Here is a 24,518-nt window from a genome sequence, read left to right as displayed (position 1 = left end):
CCAGTCCGGGACCTTCCGCAGCGGCGGACCTCACACCGTGCACGGCCCTCCGGGCGCCTGCCCGGGCGCCTGCCCGGGCACCTGCCCGGGTGCTGTGCCGTGCCGTGCCACGTCGCGTTGCGTCGCCTCGCGTCGCGTCGATCGTCCCGGACCACCCGAGAAGGACATCAGGTGATCACTCCTGTCCTCCCCCTGTCGTGCGAACAGCGCGACACGCGGCGCACGGCGTTCGACCAGCACCTCACGACGACGCAGCCGGACGACGCGGCCACCGGCTGGGCGCTCGCCGCCCGCACCGGCGATCCCGACGCCGTCGACCGGTTCGTGCGGGCCCTGCACCCGGACGTCGTCCGCTACGTCACATACCTCTCCGCCGACCGCCAGCTGGCCGACGACCTCGCGCAGGACACGTTCCTGCGGGCGCTCGGCAGCCTGCACCGGTTCGAGGGGCGCTCCTCGGCACGCACCTGGCTGCTGTCCATCGCGCGCCGCACGGTCGTCGACAGCCTGCGTCACGCCGCCGCCCGGCCGCGCCGGGCCGACGTGGACGACTGGACGATCTGGGCCGAGCGCGCCCAGCCCGGCGGTCTGCCCGGCTTCGACGACGGCGTGGCCCTGCTCGACCTGCTGGACGCGCTGCCCGCCGAGCGCCGGGAGGCGTTCGTCCTCACGCAACTGGCGGGCCTGCCCTATGCGGAGGCGGCCGAGGCCGGCGGCTGCCCCGTCGGGACGATCCGCTCGCGGGTGGCCCGGGCCCGCGCGACCCTCGTCGGCCTCCTCGAGGAAGCCGAGGGGGCCGCAGGGGCCGCGAGGGCCGCGGGGGCCCAGGGAGGGGACGGGGCGGAGGTCCTGACCGCGGTCGCCGCCTGACACGAAGTCCCGGCCCGCCCGGTGCCCAGGGGCGCCGGGCCGGTCGCCGGAACATCGGCGCGCCCGCGGGGGTCCGGGCGTTCCGGCAGGTCCGGCTCACGTCCGGCTCGTGGGCGTTTGGCACACTGTCCGGAACCCCGGTGAAAGAGGTTCCGCATGTCGATGGTCGGCCACCTGCGCAAAGTCGCGAACCTGGCGCTGCGCAGCCGACGGCGTGTGGACCTCAGCCATCCGGCCCGCTCCCCGCTCGGTTCGACGGTCGTCAACTGCGTCGTCTACCGCGACGGAGTCCGCCGACCGCCGAGCGACTCCGTGGAGGAGGCCGTGCGGTACGCCCGCAAGCACCGGGGCGGATTCGTCTGGCTGGGCCTGCACGAACCGAGCGCGGAGGAATTCGCCGGAGCCGCGGAGCTCTTCGGTCTGCACCCGCTCGCCGCCGAGGACGCCGTCCACGCCCGCCAGCGCCCCAAGGTCGAGCAGTACGGCGACGTGCTGTTCGCCGTGTTCAACACCGTGACGTACGTCGAACACGCCGAACTGACCGCGACCAGCGAGGTCGTCGACACCGGGTCGATCATGGTCTTCACCGGCCCCGACTTCGTCGTCACCGTCCGCCACGGCCGGCACGGCTCCCTCGGACCCCTGCGGGAGGACCTCGAGGCGGATCCACGGCAACTGGCCAAGGGACCCTCCGCCGTTCTGCACGCCATCGCCGACCACGTCGTCGACGACTACGTCGCCGTCGCGGACGCGGTCCAGGGCGACATCGAGCAGGCCGAGACCGACGTGTTCTCCCCGCTCAGCCCCCGGACCGCCGACGCCGGCCGGATCTACCAGCTCAAGCGCGAACTCCTCGAGTTCAAGCGGGCCGTCGTCCCGCTCACCCGCCCCCTCGACCGGCTCGCCACCGAACCGAGGAGCTGCGTCGACCCGGAGATACAGACGTACTTCCGCAACGTCGCCGGCCATCTCCTGCGCGTCACGGAACAGATCGCCGCCTTCGACGCCCTGCTCGACTCGATCCTCCAGGCCCACCTGGCGCAGGTCACCGTCGCTCAGAACGAGGACATGCGCAAGATCACCGCCTGGGCCGCGATCATCGCCGTGCCCACCATGGTGTGCGGCGTCTACGGCATGAACTTCGACCACATGCCCGAGCTGCACTGGCGCTTCGGCTACCCCCTCGCCCTCGCCGTCATGGCCGTCGCCTGTGTCGTCATCCACCGCGGCTTCAAACGCAACGGCTGGCTCTAGCCGCGGACGCGTGGTCCCCGCGGCAGGCGGCGATCAGCCGGTGGGGGCCGGGGCGCAGACACGGCGGTAGGGGGCGTCGGGGATGCAGGTGCGCCACCGGGCCGGGGAGGCCCTCATGAATGGTGTGTCCGGTGGTTCAGGCCGCATCACGGAAGGGGTCAGTCCGCCTTGTGGAAGACGAGCACCTCCGTGGAGGCGACGCCCAGGGGCGCCACGAAGCTCGCCTCCAGGCCGCAGCCGAGCGTCGCGAAGAGGTCCACGCACATGGTGCGAGGCATCGCGGCCGGGAAGGACCCGTGCCCCGTCCCGCCCTGCGTGGCCCAGGTGCGCACCGCGGCCGGGTCCAGGCAGGTCTCGGTCATGACGTCGAAGACGATCCGGCCACCGGGCCGCGTGACACGTGCCATCTCGAAGAAGTAGCGGACGGCGCAGAGGAAGGTCACGGTGTTGAAGACCTTGTGCGCCTGAACGAGGTCGACGCTCCCGTCGGACGTCGGGGCGAGGCTGGACCCCTCGGTCGGCATGGCGATCACGCCGAACGTGTTCACCAGGTAGTCGGCCCACGGCGCCGCCGTCTCGTAGATCTCGTAGCGGTCCGGCGAACACTCCTTCAGCGTCTTCTCCAGATACCGTCCGGACCCGGGGCCGATCTCCAGCACCGTCTTCGGGCCGGCGGCGAAGACGCCGAGAGCGCGGAGTTCGTCGATCGTGGACTGGGTGGCTCCAGGCGTCCCGTTCATGACGGCGTCGATGTGGTCGCCGACCGACATGCCGGCCGCCCGTGCGGCCCGCATCGTCGCCTCGAAGGGGATGAAGTCGTCGACGCCCCCCAGGTTGTTGCTGCTGCGCACGATGTCGAATCCCGTACGGCCCAACAGCCGCTTGGCCCCCGACTTCCATGCCGACGTGCCCTTGCCTGCTGCGCTCATCAGGCATCTCCCCAGGTCGTTGCCACCCTGGGGTCAGCATAGGATTTTCGGACACCGGGGCGCAGCGAGACGGCGAATTCGCCGCCGCGGCGGGAAGCCGCGCCGCCGACCACCGCCGGCCCGCTTCACGGGTGCTCGGCGGCCGGCTGCGCGGAACCCCGCTCGCCCACGCTGACCAGGCCGGTCTCGTAGGCGGCGATGACGGCCTGGACGCGGTCGCGCAGTTGCAGCTTGCCGAGGACGCGCGAGACATGGGTCTTGACCGTGGTCTCGGCCAGGTGCAGACGGCCGGCGACCTCGGCGTTGCTCAGCCCCCGGGCCACCAGACCCAGGACTTCGCGTTCACGCGAGGTCAGCGAGGCCAGGTCGCGGTGGATCGCGCTGCTCTCGGTCCCTTGTCGGGTAAACCGTTCGACGAGCCGCCGGGTGACGGTGGGCGCGAGCAGGGCGTCCCCGGAGCGGACCGTGCGGACGGCCGAGATCAGCTGCTCGGGAGTGACGTCCTTGAGCAGGAAGCCGCTCGCGCCGGCGGACAGCGCCGCGTAGACGTACCGGTCGAGGTCGAAGGTGGTCAGGATGATCACTCGGGGTTCGCCCGGAACGCCGGTGAGGATGCGGCGGGTGGCCTCCAGGCCGTCCATCTCCGGCATCCGGACGTCCATCAGCACCACGTCGGGCCGGGTACGCCGGACCGCGTCGACGGCCTCGGATCCGTCGGTGGCCTCGGCGACCACCTCGATGCCGTCGGAACGCAGGATCATCCGGAAGCCGGTCCGGACGAGGGTCTGGTCGTCGGCGAGCACCACGCGGGGCGGCGGCTCGGTCACGGTGCCTCCAGGGGAATGAGCGCCTCGACACGGTAACCGCCCGTCAGACGCCGGCCGTTGTCCAGGGTTCCGTCGTACACGGAGAGGCGCTCGCGCAGTCCGAGCAGCCCGCGGCCGTGGCCGGCGACCGCGCCCGGGCCGGGAACACCGCCGGTGTCGCAGACCTCCACCCGCAACAGGTCCGGGGAGTACTCGACGCGGACGCTCGCCCGCGCCCCGGACGCGTGTTTCACGGTGTTGGTCAGCGCCTCCTGGACCACGCGGTAGACGGTGAGCCCGATGCCGGGCGGTACGGGGCGGGCCACTCCGCTGACCTCGAGGCCGACCGGCAGACCGGTGTCACGGACCCGCCCGACGAGCGTCTCCAGCTGCTCCAGCCCCGGCTGCGGGGCCAGGTCCCCGGCGCGGTCCGCGTCCTGGCCGCCGCCGTCCATGGTGAGCAGGCCCATGACGTGACGCAGATCGGTCATCGCGGCCCGCCCGCTCGCCTCGACGGCCAGCAGGGCCTCGTCAGCGTCGTCGGGGACGGCCCGCATGACCCTGCGGGCGGCGCCGGCCTGGATGACCATGACGCTGACGTTGTGGGTGACGACGTCGTGCAGTTCGCGGGCGATCCTGGCGCGCTCCTCGGCGACGGCACGACGCAGCGCGCCGGCCTGCTCGTGTTCCACGGCGGTCAGCCGTGCGCGGCCCTCGTCGGTGCGCACCCGCCAGGTACGCAGGCCGTTGGCGGCCATCGCCAGCGGCCCGAGGACCCACAGGACCACGTACTCGTTCGGGACGATGCCCGGCTGATACGGGTAGACGTGCGTGGTCGAGGAGCCCGACGTGTACACCAGGAGGACCGCCGTCGGCAGGGCCACCAGGGTGGGAATCCTGTACGGGCTGTAGGCGGCGGCGCTGTAGACGGCGACCACGAGGGGATAGAACGTCAGCCGGGCGACGTCCTGCGGGGTGAGCAGCGCGAGGCAGGTCACCGCGCAGAGCACGGCGAGGGGGAAGCGGCGGCGCATCACCAGCGCGCCGGAGGTGACGAGCGCGAGGGCGCTCAGGGCGATCGCGGCAGGCGTGCCCGCCGGGTGGATCGCCCTCCCCACGCCGGGGAGGATCTCGCGGACCTGGTTGTCCGAGACGTCGACGGCGTAGTACACGGTGGTGACGGCGAAGACCGCCGCCACCGCCAGGTCGAACTGCCGGCCGCGCCGGGTGAGGCGCGGCGCGGGCCCGGTCGGGAGCAGCGCACGGCGGGCTGCCCCGCGAACCCGGTCCACCGCGGTCGTCTCGTTCGTCACCGGCACATTCTCGCCTCCGCCCCGCCCCCGTGGGATCCGTCCCGGAGGGCACATCCGGCGCGGCTCCTACGCCGGTCGCCTACTTCTCAAGGAGGACGCCGGCAGGCCCTCGTTCCCACGGAGGACCGCGAACGGCTCGGGCGAAGGACGTGCCCGGTCCGGATGCCCGCCTAGCGTCCGGGGCGTCGAACGCGTCGAACGCGTGGAAGCAAGGAGCCCTTCATGACCGAGCCGCTGATCGAACTGCGCGACGTGAGCCGCAGATACGACGACGGGCCGCCCGCCCTGCACGACGTGTCGCTGACCGTGGAGTCCGGTGAGGCGGTCGCGATCCTCGGTCCGTCCGGCAGCGGCAAGTCCACGCTGCTGAACCTGGTCGCGGGCCTGGACCGGCCGGACACGGGGACCGTGACCGTGGACGGCGTACGGGTCGACGGGCTGGGCGAGGCCGCGGCGGCGCGCTACCGGCGCACCAGGGTCGGCATGGTCTTCCAGTTCTTCCACCTCCTCGACGATCTGACCGTCGCCGACAACGTCGCACTGCCGGCGCAGCTGGCCGGCATGGCGCGAGGAGAGGCGCACCGCCGCGCGGCGGAACTCCTCGAGACGCTCGGCATCGACCGGCACGCCCGCGCCCACCCGGGGCGGCTGTCCGGCGGTGAACGCCAACGCGTCGCGGTGGCAAGGGCGTTGATGAACCGCCCGCCGCTGATCCTGGCCGACGAGCCCACCGGCGCGCTGGACACGGCGGCCGGCGGCGACGTCAGCAGGCTGCTCAGACAGCTCAACGCCGAGGGCCGGACCCTGGTGGTGGTCACCCACGACGTCGCCCTGGCCCGCTCCTGCACCAGCCGCACCGTGCGGATCGTCGACGGCCGGATCGCCGCGGACGCCGATGCGGGGGACGCCGACGCGGAGGACGCCCACGTGCGGGACGTCGGCGTGGAGGACGTCACTTCGCGGGGCGCCGGCGTCGAGGCCGCCCGATGAGCGCGCTGGGCCGGGTGGTGCGTTCGGGCGTGGGACGACGCCGGGTGCAGACGCTCGTGATCGGTCTGACCGCGATGATCGCGGTCGCCGCGTCCGTCCTGGGCGGTTCGCTGCTGGTGGTCTCGGGCGCGCCCTTCGACGACGCCTTCGCCCGGCAGCACGGCGCTCACCTGTCCGTCGAGTTCGACGCCGCCCGTACCGACGCCGGCCGGGCGAAGGAGACGGGGAGCGCCGACGGCGTGGCCGCCGTGGCAGGGCCGTTCCGCACGGTGTCGGCCGCCCCACGGATCCGCGGCGGCGCGGGCGGGTGGCCGATGACCGTCGTCGGCCGGGGCGACCCCGGCGGCGCGGTCGACGACCTGACGTTGACCGCCGGGCGCTGGGCCGCCCGGCCCGGCGAGATCGTGCTGAACGCCGACGGCTCGCTGTTTCCCGCCCTCGGTCTCGAACTGACCTTCCCGGGCCTGCCCGGCGACCCCGTCCTGAAGGCGGTGGGCGCGGCCCGTTCGGTCACCGGGAGCGCCGACGCGTGGGTGACACCGGCCCAGGCCGCCGCACTCACCACGCCCGAACGCCCCGGCGGGCACCAGATGCTCTACCGCTTCACCGCGGCCGGCACGGCCGCACAGATCGCGGCAGGCCGCGAGGCCGTGACGGAGGGGGCCGAGACGGTGACGGGAACACGGTCCTGGCTCACCGTCAGGGCGTCCGCCGAGCGCGACACCGCGCTGTACGTGCCCTTCCTCCTCACGTTCGGCGTCCTGGGCCTGGTCATGTCGGTGCTCATCGTGGGCAGCGTGGTCGCCGGCGCGGTGGGCGCGGGACTGACCCGGATCGGCGTCCTCAAGGCCCTCGGCTTCACGCCGGCGCAGGTCGTACGGGCCTACGTGGGCCAGGCGCTCGTCCCGGCGGCGGCAGGCGCGGTGCTCGGCCTCCTCGCGGGCCACCTGCTGGCCGTGCCGGTCATGTCCGACACGGCGGACGTGTACGGCGCCACGTCCCTGGCGGTGGCCCCCAGGGTCGACGCGGCCGTGGTCGCGGGCGTGCTCGGCCTGGTCGCGGTCACCGCCTGGGCGAGCGCCTGGCGGGCCGGCCGGCTGCGCACGGTCGACGCCCTCGCCGTCGGACGCGGCGCGCGGACGGACCGCGGGCGGTGGGCGGCACGCCTGGCCGGGCGGCTGCCCCTGGCACGGCCGTTCGCCCTGGGACTGACCCGCCCCTTCGCACGCCCCGCCCGTGCCCTGGCGACGGGGACGGCGATCCTGTTCGGCACCACCGCCATCACCTTCACCGTGGGCATGGGGGCGTCGCTCGGCGAGGTCACGAGGGCACGGGCCCACGACGCGGCCGACGTCACCGTCGCCGCGCCCCTGCCGCAGCCCGGCCCGGACGGGCCGCTCCCCGGCACACGGCCCGAGCCCGACACAGTCGCCGTCGCCGCGGCGATCGACGCCCAGCCCGCCACCCGGGCGTACTACACGACCGCGACGGCCCGGGCCACCGTTCCCGGCGCGGCCGGCACCGTCGCGGTGGTCGCCTTCACCGGCGACGCGTCCTGGGGCGGCTACACCCTGGTCTCCGGCCGCTGGATCGCCGGGCCCGGCGAGGCCGCCGTCCCCACGCCCTTCCTCACGGCCACCGGTACGCACCTCGGGGACACCGTCACGCTGGGCGGCCTGGGCGACCTGGGCCGGTCGGGCGGCCCGGGCGCGGCGGTCACGGTCCGGCTCGTCGGGGAGGTGCTCGACCCCCGCGAAGACGGCATGCAGGTGTTCACCGACGCAGCGACGCTCGCACCCGCACACCCTGACCTGACCGACACCACGCAGCACATCGCGGTGACCTCCGGCACCTCCGCCGCCGGTTATGCCGACGCGCTGAACACGAGCCTCGAACCACTGGGCGTCACCGCCCGGGCCGGCCGGGTCGAAGGCGGCAGCGACATGGTCGCCACCCTGAACGCGCTGTCCGCGCTCCTGACGCTGATGCTCGTCGCCGTGGCGGCGCTGGGCGTCCTCAACGCGGTGGTCCTCGACACCCGCGAGCGCGTCCGCGAACTCGGCGTCCACAAAGCCCTGGGCATGACCCCCCGGCAGACGACGGCGATGGTCGTCACCTCCGTCGTCCTCACCGGGCTGGCCGGCGGCGTCCTGGGCGTGCCGCTCGGCGTCGCCCTGCACGGCTGGGTCGTTCCCGCCATGGGCCACAGCGCCGGCCTGCGACTTCCGCACTCCGTCCTCGCCGTCTACCCCGCGGACCGACTGGCGCTGCTCGCCACGGGAGGCCTGCTCATCGCCGTCCTCGGGGCGCTGCTGCCCGCGGGCCGGGCGGCCGCGGCGCGCACCGCGACCGCCCTGCGCACCGAATAGCCGTGAAGCACCGTCGGGCCGCCGGAGGCCCGGCGGCCGACCGCGATGCGGGAACCGCGGAGGCACCAGGCAGACTCTGCGTGTTGTAGTCCCTTCGCACCTAAGGATGAGCACGCATGATCACCCTCACCAAGGAAGACGGCCCGGCCGACCTGGACGGCGTCACCCACCTGTCCATCGGGGTCTCCTGGGATCCCACCGCCGGCAGCAGCGGCGGGGTGCTGGGCAAGCTGCGCCGCAAGACCGGCACCGACCTCGACCTGATCGCGGTCGCCATGCAGGGCGCGGACCCGGTGCGCCTCGCGGGTCTCGACTCACTCGACCCGATGGGCAACCGCTCCCTGGTGCACAGCGGTGACAACCAGACCGGGCACGGGGACGGGGACGACGAGACGGTGACCGTCGAGTTCGCCCGGATACCGGCCAACATCACGTCGATCGTGTTCGTCGCCGCGGCCTACAAGAAGGGCAGCTCCTTCCAGAAGGCGCGCAACATCAGCTTCAAGGTCTACGACGCGACCGGCGGCAACCCCCAGCAGGTCGCCGACATCTGGCCGAGCCTGCTCACCCAGGACAACGGCTGCGCCGTGGCGAAGGCCCTGCGGGTCGGCGGCACGTGGAAGCTCGAGGTGATCAACGTGACGGGCAAGGTCAAGCAGGGCGACGAACACGCCCTGATGCGTTTCGCCGTCAGCAAGTAACGGTGTGCGCAGGCGGGTTCTGCCGAGCCGGGACGACGGGGTGACCGGGCGAGGGGTGCGGCGTGGAAACGGGCACCCTCGCCGGCGGTCCCGCCGGCGAGGGTGCCCGTGCACTCTCGCCGGCGGTGTCCGTCCGTGGTGACGGTTGCTCAGTTCAGCGTCCACTTCTGGTTGTTCTGCCCGTTGCAGGTCCACAGGAGCAGCTTGGTGCCGTTGGCGGTCGCCGCGTTGGAGGCGTCGAGGCACAGGCCCGAGAGGTTGTTGGTGACGGTGCCGTCGGGGTGGGCGGTCCACTTCTGGTTGGTGCCGCCGGTGCAGTCCCAGATGATGACCTTGGTGCCGTTGGCGGTGCCGCTGTTGTCGGCGTCCAGGCACTTGTCGCCGTAGACGACGAGTTCTCCGCGCGAGGTCTGGGCGAAGGTCTCGTTGCGTCCGCCGGAGCAGTCCCAGAGCTGGGCCTGGGTGGCGTTGACGTGGGTGTTCTTGTCGATGTCCACACAGCGGTGGGAGGCGGATCCGACCAGGGCGACACCGTCGGTGCCGGGGATGCCCTGGACGCGTAGCGCGTCGATGTCCGGGGCGGCGCCGCCGGAGACCGCGGCGAACTTCACGGTGTTCGCGCCCTTGGCCAGGTGTGCGAGCACGGACACCGTGCGGTAGGCGGTGGCCGAGCCGGTCGGCGGGAACGCCACGACAGACGTGAACTGGCCGTTGACCTGGACGGAGGCCTTGCGGGCCGTGCCGCCGCCGTTGGCGTAGGTGATGTCGACCAGCTTGGTGCCCGCCGTGGCGGCGGTGACACCGGTGAAGACCGGGGTGGTGGCGGTCGTGGTGTCCTCGAAGGCGGCGCCGGCCGCCTCGGTGCCGGAGACGGTCAGCAGTACGGCGTCGTCGGCGGGTACGGACGTGGTGTACCCGGTGGCGAACGATCCGGCGGCGGTGCGGGTCCAGGCGTTGCGCACGGCGGCCGGGGCGCCGGTCAGGCCGAGGTCGGCCCAGCGGACGGTGATGTCCGCGGCGGAGCCGGTGCGGTTGAGCAGCATCACCGCGCGCTTGCCGGTGCCGGACAGCACCTTGCCGTACACCTGCAGATCGCGTGTGTCCTCGGCGACCTTGACGCCCTGGAGCCCGCGCGGGTCCTGGTCGACGGCGAGGACCTCGGGGTTGGTGAGGATGTCGCGGGTCTCCGCGCTCATCGTGGCCACGTTGTTGCCCGCCAGCAGCGGGGCGCCGGCGATCGACCACAGGCTCATGTGCAGCCGGTTGCGCTGGGCGGTCATGCCGCTGAGGCCGACCATCATCATGTCGGGGTCGTTGTAGTACCCCGTGTGCTGGGCCGCGGGCTGCAGGGCCTGGTCGAAGTTGCGGTACATCTTCGTCAGCCCCGGCGTCTCCTTGTAGAAGAGGACGTCGTCGCTGGTGCGCCACAGGTCGCCGTGTCCGGTCGCCCAGTTCCAGGGCAGTCCGGTGCCCCACTCGCAGAAGGACAGCACGAGCCTGCGGCCGGTGACCGCCGACGCGGCCTCGTTCGCGGCGGAGATCTGCTTGTACTGGGTCTCCTGGTCCAGCCCCTCCACCCGGCCGCCGCACCAGTCGATCTTGACGTAGTCGAAGCCCCAGCGCTGGAAGGTCTCCAGGTCCTGCTGGTAGTGGCCCTCCATACCGGTGTTGGGGGCGGCGGGGCGGGTGGTGGGGTAGTAGTAGCCGCAGCCCTGCTTGCCCGCGTCGGTGTAGATGCCGGCCTTGAGGCCCTTGCCGTGGATGTGGTCGGCGATCGCCTTCATCCCGCCGGGCCACAGGTTCTCGTCGACGACGATGGCGCCGTTCGCGTCGCGGGCGCCCTGCCACCAGCCGTCGTCGAGGTTGACGTACTTGTAGCCGGCCGCGGCCATGCCGGAGGAGACCAGTGCGTCGGCCTGCTGCTTGATCGCGGTGGAGTCGATGCTGCTGAAGAACGAGTTCCAGGACGCCCAGCCCATCGGCGGGGGTGTGACGTCGATCTGGCCGGTGCTCACGGCGACCGGTTCGGCGGGCAGGGACGCCGGCGGCTCCTGCCGGTCGAGGGCCGCCAGACCCATGACGACGAGCCCGACGGCGAGGGTCTGCACGGTGACGCGTCTGATCCAATGACGGGCAGGGGTGACGGGCATGCGGCTCTACCTTCTGTCCGACATTTCGGACGGGGTTCGAAGATCCGGTCAGAAGGTAGAGGTGGGGTCGCGAGGGGTCAATGGTTTTGTCGTTTCGCGTTGGGTTTTGTGTGACCATCAGGGCGGGCGGGGCCCGTCCCGGTGTCGCCGGAGGAGGGTTCGCGAGACCGCCCGCCGGACGTCGCCGGACGTCGCCGGATGCCGCCGGAACGTCACCTCGCCCGGCGTTCCCCCGCTTCCGGCTGCTCCAGGTGGGAGGCGATGACCGCGGCCTGGACCCGGCGCTGCACGCCCAGCTTGGCCAGGAGACGGGAGATGTGGTTCTTGACGGTCTTCTCGGAGAGGAAGAGCTTCGTGCCGATCTCGCGGTTCGTCAGCCCCTCGCCGATGAGGGCCAGGATGTCCCTCCCGCGCGGTGACAGGCCCGCCAGCTCTGACGGCACGGCGGGGGCGTCCTGCAGGTCGTCCAGCAGGAACACCCGGATCGGGTTCTGCTCGCTGAAGGCGCGTGGCTCCGGCATGGCGATCCCTCGTTCCCCGGTGGAGGACGGGCTGCGACCGGCCCGTGCTTGCGATCATCACGCGCCGGAGCCGGACGCACCAGGGCCGACCGGCCCTACTCCCGCACCGGTGCCGGCCGTGTGAGCCGTGCCGGTCATGACATCACCGACGTGTGCGGGGGCGCCGTGCCTGTCCGCTTCTTCGGCGACCGTGCGGGCCCGGTCGGGTCAGATGAGGCTGCCGGCGCCGTGAGGGGCGTACAGGTCGAGGAGGCGGGTCCTGGCGGAGCGCAGACGGTGGGCGAGGACCCGGCCCACCCACTGGCCGACCTCGTGACCCAGGGCCGGGTCGTCCCGGCACATCGACCGGACGGCCGTGGCGTCGAACTCGTAGGCTCGTACCGGTGTCATCGCCTCGGCGCCCATCTGCCAGGCGTGCGGCGGGAACAGCCAGGACCAGCCGACCAGCTCGTTGTGGCCGAGGCTCTCGATGACGGCGGCCCGACGGCCCGGCACGTGCATGTCGAGTTCGACCCTGCCGGTGCGGATGATCCAGAAGCGGTCGGCGCGTTCGCCCTCTTCGAACAGACGCGCTCCCTGGGGGACGCAGACCTCGCGGGCGAAGCGCATGAGCCGCTCGCGGTGTTCGGCGGACAGCGAGCGCACGATGTCGGGGGTGGAAGTGGCGAGCATGACATGCCTCCCTCGCGGGGCTTCGGGCTTCCGAGGACAGCGTGCACTGCGCTCCGGACCGGGACCATGCGCCGTGTGGTCCAGTGACCGGTCCTTCCGGTACCGCAGACCGCCCTGCGGGCCGCCCCGGGGGCGTGGCCGCCCTACTGACGGTCGAGCCACGCGCGGTAGGCCGCCACCGCCGTCGGCAGGGTGGGGAAGACGAGGTCCTCGCCGACCGACTGCGCGAGACCGTACTTCCCGAGGTCGTCCCACAGGTCCTGCTTCACGCGGGCGAGGGCGAACACGATGCCGCGGTGACTCAGTTCGCGTCGCAGATCCTCCACGGCGTCGAGGGCGGTGATGTCGACCTCGACGTTGGCCTCGGTGTTCAGGACGAACCAGCGGACCGCGGCGCCCTGTTCGTCGACGGCGGCCAGGGCGCGACGCCGGAAGTCCTCCGCGTTGGCGAAGAACAACGGCGAGTCGTAGCGGTAGACCAGCAGACCGGGGATGGTGCGGGCCTGCGGGTAGTCGTCGACGTCGTGCATGCCGGCCACCCCGGGGACCACACCCTCGACGGCGTCGTGCGGGCGCGCCACCCGGGTCAGCAGTTCGGCCACCGACAGGCCGACGGCCACGATCACCCCGTACAGGATGTCCAGGGCGAGGACCCCGGCGAGGCACCCGAGCGCCAGCAGCAGCTCCCTGCGGCGGAAGGCCGCCAGCCGGCGGAAGCCCGCGAGGTCGATCATGCGGACCGCCGCGTAGACGACGAGCGCGCCGAGCACGGTGGAGGGCGTGCGAGTCAGCAGCGGACTGAGGAAGAGCAGCACGGCGAGCACCACCGCTCCGGCCACCAGCGAGTACACCTGGCTGCGGGCGCCGCCCGTGGAGGCGAGCGCGGTGCGGCTGGCGCTGCTGCTCACCGGGAATCCGTGAAACATCCCCGCGCCCAGGTTCGCCGCGCCCAGGGCGAGGAACTCCTGGTCGGCATCGAGCCCGGGGCCGTCGGCGCCGCGGTCGGCGAAGGCCCGCGCGGTGAGGATGAAGTCGGTGTAGGCGACCAGGAGCACGCCCAGCGCCGGCAGGACGAGGTGCGGCAGCTCGCTCAGGTCCGGCACGGCGAGGCCCGGCAGACCGGACGGCACCTCGCCGATCACCTTCAGCCCGTACCGCCCGTCGAGGTCGAAGAGCACGACGGCGGCCGTGCCGAGGACGAAGGCGACGAGCGGGCCGGGCACGGCGGGAGCGTATCGGGCCGTCAAGAAGAGGAACGTGAGGACGACGCTGGAGAAGACGACGGTCGCCGGGTCCGCGTCGGGCAGGTGGACGAGGAAGGACCACAGCTGGGGGAAGAACTCGGTGCCGCTCGTCCGCACCCCGGTCAGCCTGGGCAGCTGGTCCACCGTCATGATGAGCGCCACGCCCGCCAGATAGCCGATGAGGACCGGGCGGGACAGCAGGTCCGCGAGGAAGCCCAGCCGCAGCGTCCGGGCCACCAGGCAGAGCAGCCCGACAGTGATCGCGAGGGCCGCTGCCAGGGAGGCGTAACGCTCGGCGTCGCCCGCGGCGAGCGGTGCGATCACGGCGGCCGTCATGAGCGCCGTCGTGGACTCCGGGCCGACCGACAGCAAGCGTGATGTCCCGAACACCGCGTACAGCGCGAGGGCCGGCAGGATCGCCCACAGGCCGGCCACCGGAGGCAGCCCGGCCACGCCCGCGTAGGCCATGACCTGCGGCACCAGATAAGCGGCCACGGTCACCCCGGCGAGCAGATCACCCGCCAGCCACGCACGCCGGTAGCCGAGGAGCGCGACCGGACCGGGCACCAGTCGGCGCCACTTTGGAACGTGCCTGGCCGACCCCTTGGACATCTGCCGCCTTCCGCCGTCTGCCCTCATGATCCACCGCTGGACGACGAGGTACGCGACTTCGGCCGGGTCCGGCGCGTCCGCAGCACCGCATCGAGTCCAACGGCCCACGCGCACCGTAACGTTCGGCCCCGGCGGTGCGGACCCTCGGCAGCCGGCGCCGGCCGGGGTCCGGTACCAGGGCAGGTCGTGTCGGGCACCGGCTCGGGAGCGACGGCACCGCTGCGTCGGACCTCGCCGGCGTGGTGGGTCCGCCGTCCGGCCCGCGGCGCCGAACCGTGCGGGGGGCCGGTCGGCCCGGAGCCGGGCCCAGCGGAGCTGGCGCTGAAGGAGAAGCCCGCGCAGACGGATCTGCACCGGCGGACGGTCGAGGGACCTGCCAGGAGGGTCCTGCTCGACGCCTCGCGTGAGGCCGACCTGCTGGTGGTCGGTGCCCGTCGCGCGCCCGGACACCTCGGGATCCGGCTGGGGCGGGTGGCGCACACGGTCCTGCACCACTCTGCCTGCGCCGTCGCGGTCGTACCCGAACGGGCGTGACGGACCCGCGAGTGCGTGACGGACCCGCACGGTGTGACGGAGGAGGCCGGCCGCCCGGATGCCGGCGGGGAAGGACCCGGCGGGACCGGAAAGGACCGGACCCGACCGCCGTGGGGCCACGCAGGTGACGGCCATGGGCCGGAAGGCTCAGTGCCCGGGCCCGGTGGCGCTTTCCCTCCTATCGTGGAGCCGCACAGTGACGGGCGGCACCGAGGCGGGCAGCGCATGAGGGAACCGCGGATCGACTACGCGGCAGTGTTCCGGGCCCTCCCCGGCATGGTGGCTCTGCTGACCCCCGACCTCGTGTACGTCGACGCCAACGAGGACTTCCTCCGGCTGGCCGGGCGCACCCGCGAGCAGCTGCTGGGCCGCTACATGTTCGACGTCTTCCCCGAGAACCCCAACGACGCGGCCGCGGCCGGCATGCGCGAGACCCAGGCGTCGATGATGCGTGTGGTGGAAACCGCGGAGCGCGACACCATGGCGTTGCTGCGCTACGACATCGAGGACCGCGCGCGGCCCGGCCACTGGGTGGAGCACTTCTGGAGCCCGGTCAACGCCCCCGTCCTGGGCCCGGACGGGGACGTGGTTCTGATCGTGCACCGGGTGGAGGAGGTCACCGAACTCATCCGCGCCCGCGGCGGCACGGGCAGCGACAGCAGCCGGGCGCGCGTGCTCGAGGCCGAGCTGTACACCCGTGCCCGTGAACTGCAGGACGTGAACGAACGTCTGCGCCGGGCCCACGCGCACGACCGTGAGGTCGCGCTGGCTCTTCAGGCGGCGATGCTGCCCACCCCGACGCCGGTCGGACACCACAGGGCAGCCGTCCGTTACCGTCCCGCCGTCGGCACCCTCAACGTGTGCGGCGACTGGTACGACCTGGTCGACCTGCCCGGTGACCGCATCGCGGTCGCCGTCGGCGACGTCGTGGGCCATGGTCTGCGGGCGGCCGGTGTCATGGGGCAGCTGCGCAGCGCGCTCAGCGCCGCCGCCCGGGTCGCCGACGGCCCCGCCCGGGCCGTGGAGGCCCTCGGTCTGTACGCCCGCCATGTCGACGGCGCCGAGTCGAGCACGGTGGTGAAGATCTTCATCGACTGGGCCACCCACACCCTCACGTACAGCAGCGCGGGCCACCCGCCACCCGCGCTGCTCGACCCGGACGGCACCGTGACCTTCCTCGACCGGGCGACCGACCCGCCGCTCGGCGCGCGCCCCGAGCACGTCGCGCGACCGCAGGCCAGTACGTCCTTCGCCGAGGGCGCCACGCTGGTCCTGTACACCGACGGACTGATCGAGCGTCGCCACGAGGACATCGACGTCGGTCTGGCCCGTCTCACCGACTCCCTCGTCCGCCACGGACAGTCCGACCCCGAGGCGCTGGCCGACGCGCTCCTGGCCGACCTGCTGCCCCCCACCGGCACCACCGACGACACGGCGCTGGTCGTCCTGCGCCTGTGATCCGTGACCTGACCTGCCGCGTCATGAGCGGCTGCTGCGGGCAGCAGCCGCCGTGACAGACGAGGCGGACGTCGCCGGAGTCCCCCTCAGTCCTCCCGCCGCACGACGCACAGGGCCCAGATGACGAAGGCGTACAGCGCGATCAGGGTGAGCGACCAGACGGGGTAGTACGGGATCGACAGGAAGTTCGCGATGAGCAGCAGTCCCGCGATGCCGACCGCGACGACCCGTGCCCACGTGGCGCGCGAGAAGAGGCCGACGCTCACGGCCATGGCGATCACTCCGAGGACCAGCTGGATCCAGCCCCAGCTCGTCAGGTCGAACTTGAAGACGTAGTTCGGGGTGGAGACGAACACGTCGTCCTCGGCGATGGCCATGATGCCCCGGAAGAGATCGAGGACGCCGGCGATGAACAGCATGACGGCGGCGAACGTCACCAGCCCGCCGGCCCCCGCATGGGCCGATTCCGAGCGGTGGTGAGTCGTGGTCGTGCTCATGGTGGATTCCTCGCTTCCTCGGTGAGATACAACGCCCAGCGCTGTGTCTCCGAGCCTGCGGGCGTCCGGGCGACGCGTGATCACCCGTCGCGGGTGAAGTCGGCGAACCGCGCCGGCCGGCGTCGGCCGCGTCGCCCCGGGCCGGCCGCGCGGGCGTTCGTGCGCTCACGGCGGTGTCGCGGTCGGCCGGGAACGCGAATCACCCTCTGCGGGCGATGTCGCTGAGGGCGAAGAGGAGTCCACTTCACCTGACCCCTGCTCCGAGTCGAGGACCCGTACATGACCCCACCGGCTCCTTCGCACGACAGCCGCTCGGCGGGCCGTGACGCGCGGCTGTCCTGGCCGGCCCGCCGCCAGGCGGTGCTCGGGGGTCTGCGGACGGTCATGACGGCGACCGGACTCGTCGTCGGGTACTACCTGCTGCCCATGGACTCGGGGTTCTCAGGTGGCTCGGCCGTCGGCGTCGTCGTGGGTCTGCTGGGCATGCTGGCGCTCTTCGCGTGGCAGATCCGTACGATCGCCCGCTCCCCTTCCCCCCGTCTGCGGGCCGTCGAGGCGCTCTCCACCACCGTGCCGCTCTTCCTCCTGCTCTTCTCGGGTGCCTATTTCCTGCTCGAGCGCGGCACGCCCGGCAGCTTCAGCGAGCCCCTCACGAGGACCGACTCGCTGTACTTCACCCTCACCGTGTTCAGCACGGTCGGCTTCGGCGACATCACCGCCGTCACGCAGACGGCGCGCGTCCTCACGATGGTGCAGATGGTGGGGAACATCCTGCTCGTCGGAGTGGCCGCCAAGGTGGTGGCAAGCGCGGTGCGAACCGGTCTGCACCGGAAGGAGAAAGGCGAGACGGGCGGGACGGGCAGGACGGGGGAGACGGGAGAGGAAGCGGAGTAGCGGGGGAACGGGTAGCGAGGACGGGGCGGGAAGCCGGGTACATGCCCCTTCGCCGGCTTCCGGCTCTGCTCGGCACTGCCCGGCGGTGCCCGGCGGTGCCCGGCGGTGCCCGGCGGCGCCGTGACGTGTGACGCCGGTCAGCCGAAGAAGACCTCGAACTCGTCGTACAGCGACGGATCGACGAGTTTGTTCTTCGCCGTGGCCTCGGCGAGGGGGACGCGGACGATCCGGGTGCCCTGCAGGGCGACCATGACGCCGAAGTCGCCGTCCTTGACCGCGTCGATGGCGTGCAGCCCGAAGCGTGTGGCCAGCCAGCGGTCGAAGGCGCTGGGGGTGCCGCCGCGCTGAACATGCCCGAGAACTGTGGTGCGGGCGTCCTTGCCGGTGCGTTCCGAGATCTCGCGGGCCAGCCACTCGCCGACGCCGGACAGCCGCACGTGGTCGAACTCGTCCCGCGACTGGTCTTTGAGGACCACCTGCCCCTCCTTCGGGGCGGCTCCCTCGGCCACCACGACGATCGGCGCATAGTTGATCTTGAATCTGTTCTGCACCTGCTCACATACCTGATCGATGTCGAAGGGCCGTTCCGGGATGAGGATCACGTTGCCGCCGCCCGCGACGCCGGCGTGCAGGGCGATCCACCCGGAGTGGCGACCCATGACCTCCACCACCAGGGCGCGCATGTGGGACTCGGCGGTGGTGTGGAGCCGGTCGATGGCCTCGGTCGCGATACCGACCGCGGTGTCGAAGCCGAAGGTGTAGTCGGTGCCGCAGACGTCGTTGTCGATGGTCTTCGGCACGCCGACCAGGGGGACCCCGTGACGGCTCAGTTCGGTGGCCACGCCGAGGGTGTCCTCGCCGCCGATCACGACGAGCGCGTCGACGTCGTGCGCGGCAAGGGTGTCCTGCATGCGACGCATCCCGTCCTCGTGGGTGAACGGGTTGGTGCGTGAGGAGCCGAGGATGGTGCCGCCGCGGGGGAGGATCCCCCGCACCCTGGCGACGTCCAGCGGCAGGACGACATCCCGGAGCAGGCCGAGCCAGCCGTCCCGAAACCCGACGAAGTCGAAGCCGTACGCGTCGACGCCTTTGCGGACGACACTGCGGATCACGGCGTTCAGGCCGGGGCAGTCACCGCCGCCGGTCAGTACTCCGACCCTCATGGGCTTTCTCCCATCCGCTGGACGGCACGCGCAGCCGCGACCCCCGTGGCGATCGGCACCGCTGCCGGGAACATGGATCGCCTGCTTCCAGCGTCCTCCCGTTCGCCCCGCAACGGCCACCCGGCGGACGGCGGGTCACCCGGCGGGAGGCCGTGACGGGCGGCTGCCGGACCGGCGCTACGAGCTTGCCGGGCGACTGCTCGCCCAGGCCGTGGAGGAATCCGCAGCGACCGGCGAGGCGGTGCAACCGGTACTGCGACGCAAGGCGGAAGAGCTCGGTGCTCACCTGGGGGAGTCGGACGGCGCGGTCCTGCTCGACGTCCTGGAGCGGTACGGATTCGAGCCCGGCCGCGAGGAGCGGGCCGTCGTGCTGGGCAACTGGCCCTTCCACGCCCTGGCCCGCGACCACACGGAGACGGTCTGCGGCATGAACCTGCACCTGTTGCGCGGTGTCCTGCGCGGACTGGGGGAGTGCGGGTACACGGCCACGCTTGCGCCCGGCCCGGGTCGGTGCTGTGTCCGCCTGGAGCCCGCCGCCTGAACGCTGCACGAGAGGAAACCGGACCGCGCTCGCCGCGCCACGGGTGATCGCGCGTGTATGACGGTCGTCTACTTCGACGAGGTCCGGCTCCCACTGCTGCAGATGTACCAGCGCGGTGTCCACTTCCACAACGGCAAGGGCCACGCACGCCCCGACATGACGCCGACCCTCGAGGCGGTGGCGGCCGGGAGGCTCCATCCCGAGCTGGTCACCAGCGGGATCCACGGCTGGGAAGAGATCCCCGACGAGCCGACCTCGGGCCGCGCCGGCCACAAGCCGGTCTTCGTCCTGGAGAGCGAGGAGGCAGGAGACAGGAGGAGACCGGAGGAGATCGGAGGAGACCGGAGGAACGATGCACCGGACCAGGGGGTCAGTCGAACTCGCCCGGGACCGTCACGGCGGTCCGCCCCGGGGCTGTCACGCCACGGCGTTCAGCAAGTCGGCCAGGACGTCGGGCCGTTCCAGGGCGATGAAGTGGCCGGCCTTCGGCACCTGAGTGAAGTCGGCGGCCGGCAGCAGCCTCCTGTCGGCCTCCCGGTCCGACGTCCTGGACCAGTCGTTCTCGCCGTAGACGAGGTGGACGGGGGCCTTGACCTCGGGGTAGCGGGAGCGGGCGGCGATGAGGCTGGGCAGGGCCTGGTACACGGCCCGGGCGACGGTCGGGTAGCCGGGGCGGCCGCCCACCTGGAGGAGTTCGTCCACGTAGTCCTCCCGCAGTGCGCTCTTGTCGCCGAGGCCGCCCCGCAGGATCGCGCCGAGGGCGGGCCTGGGTTCCACCCCGGCGATCACCGGGCCCACACCGGGCGTGAGGACGCCGCCGACCACCACACGGGCGAGGAGGGAGGACCGGGCGATCCCGCCGCGGAAGTCGTACGTGTTGACCGCTACGACGCGCCGGACGCGCTCGGGCAGGTCGGCCGCGGTGGTCAGGGCGAGTACCGCCCCCATGGACTCGCCGGCCAACGTGACGTCGTGGAGGTCGAGTTCGGTGAGGAGCCGCTCGACGCCCGCCCGCATGGCCGGCTCGTCGTACGACGCCCCGGGCACGATCTCGGAGTAGCCCATCCCCGGCAGATCCAGGGCGTACACGGTGTACCGGTCCGAGACGAGCGGGACGAGGTGGCGGAAGTGCTCGGCCTGGGTGCGCACCGTGTGCAGCAGCACCAGCGGGGACCCGGTGCCCGCCTTGAGATAGCGCAGGGATCCCTCGTGGCCGTGGCGTCCTGCGCGTGAGGGGATGGTGTGGCTGGTGGTGCCGGGGATGTGGATCGTGGGGCGTGGGTCCTGGGTGGGCATGTCGCCGTCTCCTTGTGCGAAGGGGCTTACTTGGCCAGCTGGGGATACAGTGCCGCGAGGTCGCCGGCGAGGCCTGCCTTGACGTGGCGGGAGATGTCGTCGGCGAGGACCTCGTGGGCGTCCGTCTCGATGCCGTCGAGGGCGAGTGCGGCGACGTCCCGGGGGTCCGACTTGGGTGCGTCGACGCCCGCTGCGAGGTCGGTGTCGACGTATCCCACGTGCAGTCCGGTGACGTTGATCCCGCGCGGCTGCAGTTCCAGGCGCAGGGAGTTGGTCTGCGACCACAGGGCGGCCTTGGAGGCGCTGTAGGAGCCGCCGAGCGCGATCCACGAGAGCACGGAGTGCACGTTGAGGAGGTGGCCGCCGCCGTTGCGCTCGATCACCGGCACCAACGCCCGGGTGAGCAGCAGCGGTCCGTAGAAGTTGGTCTCGAACTCCCGGCGCACGTCGTCGACCGGGGAGTCGAGGAAGGACGCGCCGACCGAGGCGCCGGCGTTGTTGATCAGCACGGTGATGTCCTGCGCCTGGGCGGCGGCGGCCGCCACGGAGGCCGGGTCGGTCACTTCCAGCGCCACGGGCACGGCGTCGGGGTGCGTCACGCCGCGCGGGTCGCGGGCCGTGGCGTAGACCTTGCCGGCGCCGCGTGCGTAGAGCTCCTCCACCAGGGCCTTGCCGATGCCCCGGCTGCCGCCGGTGACGAGGATGTTCGCGCCCTTCAGAGCGGTCATGACTGCCTCCACAGATGAGGAAACTGATCGGTTTCCACCACAGTAAACCGATCGGTTTCCCAGCGCAAGCGCCCGGGCGGATCCGTCGGTGCGGACGGGTGATCGGTCGGGGTGTGGTCGCCGGTCCGTGCGGGCCTCCGGCCCCGCCCGGCTCGCCCCAGCCCCGACCGGCCGCTCCCGGCCGGAGGCGGCCCACTCGCTTGCGCCACGGAAACCGACCTGTTTCTCTTAGGGAAAACAGATCGGTTTCCAGTTCGATGGCCGGCCTGTGACCAGCGACTAAGGGGAAATGTGCGTACCACCTTCGACCGAAGCGCGCCCGCCTCCGGGAAAACAGGATCGGGCCGTCGCGGCTCACACGCCGTGCGCTGGTGGGTGCTCGTCGTGCTGGGCACCGCGCAGCTCATGGTCACGCTCGACGCGACCGTCGTGAACATCGCGCTTCCCGCGGCGCAGCACGACCTCGGCTTCAGCGACGGCAGCAGGCAGTGGGTCATCACGGGTTACGCCCTGGCGTTCGGCAGCCTGCTGCTGCTCGGTGGCCGGCTCGGCGACCTGTTCGGCCGGCGAACCACCTTCGTGACCGGCCTGATCGGATTCGCGGGCGCATCGGTCCTCGGCGGCGCGGCCACCGGCTTCGACGTTCTCGTCACGGCACGGGTGGCCCAGGGTCTCTTCGCCGCGCTGCTCGCGCCGGCGGCGCTCTCCCTGCTCAGCGTGACGTTCACCGACCCCAAAGAGAGGCCGAAGGCGTTCGGCGTCTTCAGCGCGCTGGCCGGGGCGGGCGGCGCGGTCGGGCTGCTGCTCGGCGGCATGCTCACCGAATGGGCGTCCTGGCGCTGGGTGATGTACGTGAACGTCGTCTTCGCCGCCGTCGCGCTGGTCGGTGCGGTGCTGCTGCTGGCCAGGCCCGCGGTCGCCGAGCGGCCCAGGCTCGACGTTCCCGGCGCCCTCGTGGCGAGCGCCGCGCTGTTCGCCGTCGTCTACGGGTTCGCGCACGTCGAATCCACCAGCTGGACCGACCCGGTCACCCTCGGCTGCTTGATCGTCGGCGTGATCCTGCTCGCGGTGTTCGTCCGGCTGGAGTCCCGGGTCGCGCATCCGCTGCTGCCGCTGCGACTCGTGCTGGACCGGACCCGCGGCGGTTCGTTCCTCGCGGTGTTCGTCATCGGCATGGGGATGTTCTCGATCTTCCTGTTCCTGACCTACTACCTGCAGGCCGGTATCGGCTACTCGCCGATCAGGACGGGTCTGGCGTTCCTGCCGATGGTCGCGGGCATCGTCGCCGCGTCGACCACGGCGCCCGCGCTGCTGCTGCCCAGGGTCGGTCCGAAGATCGTGATCAGTGCCGGCTTCCTCGTCGCCGCCTCCGGCATGGCCCTGCTGACCCGACTCGCGCTGGACAGTGCCTACGTCGTCGACATCATGCCCGGCCTGATCCTGCTGGGTCTCGGCCTCGGGGGAGTGATGGCCACCGCCTTCCAGGGCGCGACCGCGGGCGTGCACCACGAGGACACGGGCGTGGCCTCGGCGCTGATCAACACCGGTCAGCAGGTGGGCGGCTCGATCAGCACGGCGCTGCTGACCACCGTCGCCTCGTCGGCCGCTACCGACTACCTGGCCTCGCACGAGCCGGGCGCGCTGACCGTGGCGCAGGCCGGGATCGAGAGTTACACGGCCACCCTGGCGTGGGGCGCCGGGTTCTTCGTCGTCGGTTCCGTCCTGTCGGCGTTGCTGATACCGAATGCGCCTCTCGTGTCGGCGGAGGGCGAGCCCGTGATCGCTCACTGAGCCTGAACCGCCGGGGGTGCGCGGTCGCTCGCCACCGGGGAGGGGAGGCGCCCCGTACCCGCGCCGACCGCCGATCTCGTGGCGGTCGGCGCGGGCCGTGTTCCTCCACCCTCCCGGCCGTGGACGGCGCCGACGATCACCCCGCTGGGCGTCGTAAACCGATCGGTTTTCAATTGGCGGGAATCGAGTTAACCTCGCGGTATGACCACCGACGCGAAGTCAAGTCCCCGAGAGCGGCTGCTGGAGGCGGCGGCCACGCTCACCTACCGAGACGGTGTCAGCATCGGCGTCGACGCGCTGTGCAAGGCGGCGGGGGTGTCGAAGCGTTCCATGTACCAGCTGTTCGAGAGCAAGGGCGAACTGCTGGCGGCGAGCCTGGAGGATCGCGCCTCCGCCTATGTGGCGACGCTGCTGCCCGCGGCGGACGCCCACGGTTCGCCCCGCGAGCGGATCATGCACGTGTTCGACGAGTTGGCCTCCCAGGCGGGTGAGCCCGACTTCCAGGGCTGCCGGTTCCTCGCCGTGCAGATCGAGCTCAAGGACCAGAGCCACCCTGCGAGCCGGGTGGCCCACCGGGTGAAGGAGAACCTGACGGGCTTCTTCCGCGCCGAGGCCGAACAGGGTGGGGCGAACGACCCGGATCTGCTGGCCCGCCAGCTGATGCTGGTCTTCGACGGCGCCAGCGCCCGTGCGGGGATCAAGGCCGACACGGCGACAGGGCTCGTCGTCCCCACGGTGACCGTCCTGCTCGACGCGGCCGACATGCGCTGACGCATCGCGCTCGAGGGCGGTCTCGGCGACCGTCCTGCCCGGCGGGGCGGGGGCGGCAGGCTCCCTCTCGTCCCGCCGCCGGCGTCGCCCGGAGCTCTGGCCGAGCGCCTGTCCGGGTACAGGGCACAGGGCGCAGGGTGCAGGCGCTCACCCCGGCCGACCGGGTCTTCCGGACCGGCCCCGACGTCGATCCGCCCATGCCCGAGCCCGCCCTCGCCCGATCCCCCATGTCCGGCACCGGCCGCAGCCGAACAACTGCCGAGCAGCTGCCGGGGTCGGCGCCGCGTCGGTCTCCCCCGATCCCGTGTGGTCGGTTCAGCGCTGGTCGGGCAGGGCGCGGGCGAGTGAGTCCAGTGCGGCCGGCGGGTCGGGGCCGGCGGGGGCGAGGACGGCGCTGGTCGCGCCGGCCGCATG

General features: G+C 72.3%; 20 protein-coding genes and 2 pseudogenes. 11 read left to right on the top strand and 11 right to left on the bottom strand.

The genetic code is table 11. The features are described 5' to 3' along the window. Positions 1-171 precede the first annotated feature (171 nt). On the top strand, positions 172-870 hold the full coding sequence (locus OHS82_RS07725; RefSeq protein WP_057582470.1) for a sigma-70 family RNA polymerase sigma factor: 699 nt from the start codon (positions 172-174) through the stop codon (positions 868-870). 156 nt (positions 871-1,026) lie between these two features. Next, positions 1,027-2,124: a magnesium and cobalt transport protein CorA gene (locus OHS82_RS07720; RefSeq protein WP_057582471.1), complete on the top strand. Its 1,098-nt coding sequence runs from the start codon at positions 1,027-1,029 to the stop codon at positions 2,122-2,124. Positions 2,125-2,282: 158 nt separating this feature from the next. Here the strand turns inward: OHS82_RS07720 and OHS82_RS07715 are convergent, their stop codons facing one another. From OHS82_RS07715 to OHS82_RS07705, 3 genes are all read right to left on the bottom strand, one after another. Next, positions 2,283-3,053, bottom strand: coding sequence for a methyltransferase domain-containing protein (locus OHS82_RS07715; RefSeq protein WP_057582472.1), 771 nt, complete (start codon positions 3,051-3,053; stop codon positions 2,283-2,285). A gap of 125 nt (positions 3,054-3,178) precedes the next feature. Next, positions 3,179-3,880, bottom strand: coding sequence for a response regulator (locus tag OHS82_RS07710; protein ID WP_057582473.1), 702 nt, complete (start codon positions 3,878-3,880; stop codon positions 3,179-3,181). After that, positions 3,877-5,172 (bottom strand): sensor histidine kinase, encoded by a 1,296-nt coding sequence (locus OHS82_RS07705; protein WP_328433584.1) that lies wholly within the window; start codon positions 5,170-5,172, stop codon positions 3,877-3,879. The genes OHS82_RS07710 and OHS82_RS07705 overlap by 4 nt, the downstream gene beginning before the upstream one ends. A 222-nt stretch (positions 5,173-5,394) precedes the next feature. Here OHS82_RS07705 and OHS82_RS07700 point away from each other — a divergent pair, with 222 nt between their 5' ends. From OHS82_RS07700 to OHS82_RS07690, 3 genes are all read left to right on the top strand, one after another. Then, entirely contained in the window at positions 5,395-6,162 is a 768-nt protein-coding gene (locus OHS82_RS07700) for an ABC transporter ATP-binding protein (RefSeq protein ID WP_057582474.1), read from the top strand. Next, a complete protein-coding gene (locus OHS82_RS07695; RefSeq protein ID WP_199863942.1) occupies positions 6,159-8,531 on the top strand; it encodes an ABC transporter permease in 2,373 nt (790 codons plus the stop codon). The genes OHS82_RS07700 and OHS82_RS07695 overlap by 4 nt, the downstream gene beginning before the upstream one ends. 116 nt (positions 8,532-8,647) lie before the next feature. Next, a complete protein-coding gene (locus OHS82_RS07690; protein WP_057582475.1) occupies positions 8,648-9,232 on the top strand; it encodes a TerD family protein in 585 nt (194 codons plus the stop codon). A gap of 149 nt (positions 9,233-9,381) precedes the next feature. On the opposite strand, the gene OHS82_RS07685 is transcribed toward OHS82_RS07690, so the two are convergent. The 4 genes and pseudogenes from OHS82_RS07685 to OHS82_RS07670 all read right to left on the bottom strand — a co-directional run bounded on the left by OHS82_RS07685 (position 9,382) and on the right by OHS82_RS07670 (position 14,431). Further along, a complete protein-coding gene (locus OHS82_RS07685; protein ID WP_328433583.1) occupies positions 9,382-11,382 on the bottom strand; it encodes a ricin-type beta-trefoil lectin domain protein in 2,001 nt (666 codons plus the stop codon). Between the two features lie 212 nt (positions 11,383-11,594). Next, positions 11,595-11,831, bottom strand: a pseudogene (locus OHS82_RS07680) (response regulator transcription factor); the annotation flags it as partial. Between the two features lie 279 nt (positions 11,832-12,110). Further along, a complete protein-coding gene (locus OHS82_RS07675) occupies positions 12,111-12,575 on the bottom strand; it encodes a Crp/Fnr family transcriptional regulator (protein WP_328433582.1) in 465 nt (154 codons plus the stop codon). Positions 12,576-12,718: 143 nt separating this feature from the next. Further along, positions 12,719-14,431, bottom strand: coding sequence for a SulP family inorganic anion transporter (locus OHS82_RS07670; RefSeq protein WP_328433581.1), 1,713 nt, complete (start codon positions 14,429-14,431; stop codon positions 12,719-12,721). A gap of 318 nt (positions 14,432-14,749) precedes the next feature. Between OHS82_RS07670 and OHS82_RS07665 the strand changes: the two are divergent. Next, positions 14,750-14,965, top strand: a pseudogene (locus OHS82_RS07665) (universal stress protein); the annotation flags it as partial. 225 nt (positions 14,966-15,190) lie between these two features. Then, a complete protein-coding gene (locus OHS82_RS07660; protein WP_057582479.1) occupies positions 15,191-16,423 on the top strand; it encodes a PP2C family protein-serine/threonine phosphatase in 1,233 nt (410 codons plus the stop codon). Between the two features lie 86 nt (positions 16,424-16,509). Here OHS82_RS07660 and OHS82_RS07655 read toward each other — a convergent pair whose 3' ends face one another. Continuing rightward, entirely contained in the window at positions 16,510-16,920 is a 411-nt protein-coding gene (locus tag OHS82_RS07655) for a DUF7144 family membrane protein (protein WP_057582480.1), read from the bottom strand. 279 nt (positions 16,921-17,199) lie between these two features. Here OHS82_RS07655 and OHS82_RS07650 point away from each other — a divergent pair, with 279 nt between their 5' ends. After that, entirely contained in the window at positions 17,200-17,814 is a 615-nt protein-coding gene (locus OHS82_RS07650; RefSeq protein WP_328433580.1) for a potassium channel family protein, read from the top strand. A 137-nt stretch (positions 17,815-17,951) separates the two neighbouring features. On the opposite strand, the gene OHS82_RS07645 is transcribed toward OHS82_RS07650, so the two are convergent. Beyond that, a complete protein-coding gene (locus OHS82_RS07645; protein WP_328433579.1) occupies positions 17,952-18,977 on the bottom strand; it encodes a 6-phosphofructokinase in 1,026 nt (341 codons plus the stop codon). 211 nt (positions 18,978-19,188) lie between these two features. On the opposite strand from OHS82_RS07645, the gene OHS82_RS07640 reads away from it, so the two are divergent. Then, the gene (locus tag OHS82_RS07640) at positions 19,189-19,518 is read left to right on the top strand and encodes a hypothetical protein (protein ID WP_328433578.1); all 330 of its coding nucleotides are present in this window, start codon (positions 19,189-19,191) and stop codon (positions 19,516-19,518) included. A gap of 417 nt (positions 19,519-19,935) precedes the next feature. Here OHS82_RS07640 and OHS82_RS07635 read toward each other — a convergent pair whose 3' ends face one another. Next, positions 19,936-20,814: an alpha/beta fold hydrolase gene (locus tag OHS82_RS07635; RefSeq protein ID WP_328433577.1), complete on the bottom strand. Its 879-nt coding sequence runs from the start codon at positions 20,812-20,814 to the stop codon at positions 19,936-19,938. A 26-nt stretch (positions 20,815-20,840) separates the two neighbouring features. Continuing rightward, complete coding sequence (locus OHS82_RS07630; RefSeq protein WP_057581081.1) at positions 20,841-21,542, bottom strand: SDR family oxidoreductase; 702 nt, start codon at positions 21,540-21,542, stop codon at positions 20,841-20,843. A 291-nt stretch (positions 21,543-21,833) separates the two neighbouring features. Between OHS82_RS07630 and OHS82_RS07625 the strand changes: the two genes are divergently transcribed. Further along, positions 21,834-23,333: an MFS transporter gene (locus OHS82_RS07625; RefSeq protein WP_328433576.1), complete on the top strand. Its 1,500-nt coding sequence runs from the start codon at positions 21,834-21,836 to the stop codon at positions 23,331-23,333. A gap of 201 nt (positions 23,334-23,534) precedes the next feature. Then, positions 23,535-24,104 (top strand): TetR/AcrR family transcriptional regulator, encoded by a 570-nt coding sequence (locus OHS82_RS07620; RefSeq protein WP_057581080.1) that lies wholly within the window; start codon positions 23,535-23,537, stop codon positions 24,102-24,104. The last annotated feature ends 414 nt before the right edge of the window (positions 24,105-24,518 follow it).

It is taken from the genome of Streptomyces sp. NBC_00425, from assembly GCF_036030735.1.
Lineage (GTDB): Bacteria > Actinomycetota > Actinomycetes > Streptomycetales > Streptomycetaceae > Streptomyces.
The sequence above is the reverse complement of the archived record's forward strand: the minus strand, read 5'-3'. Positions and strand labels throughout refer to the sequence as shown.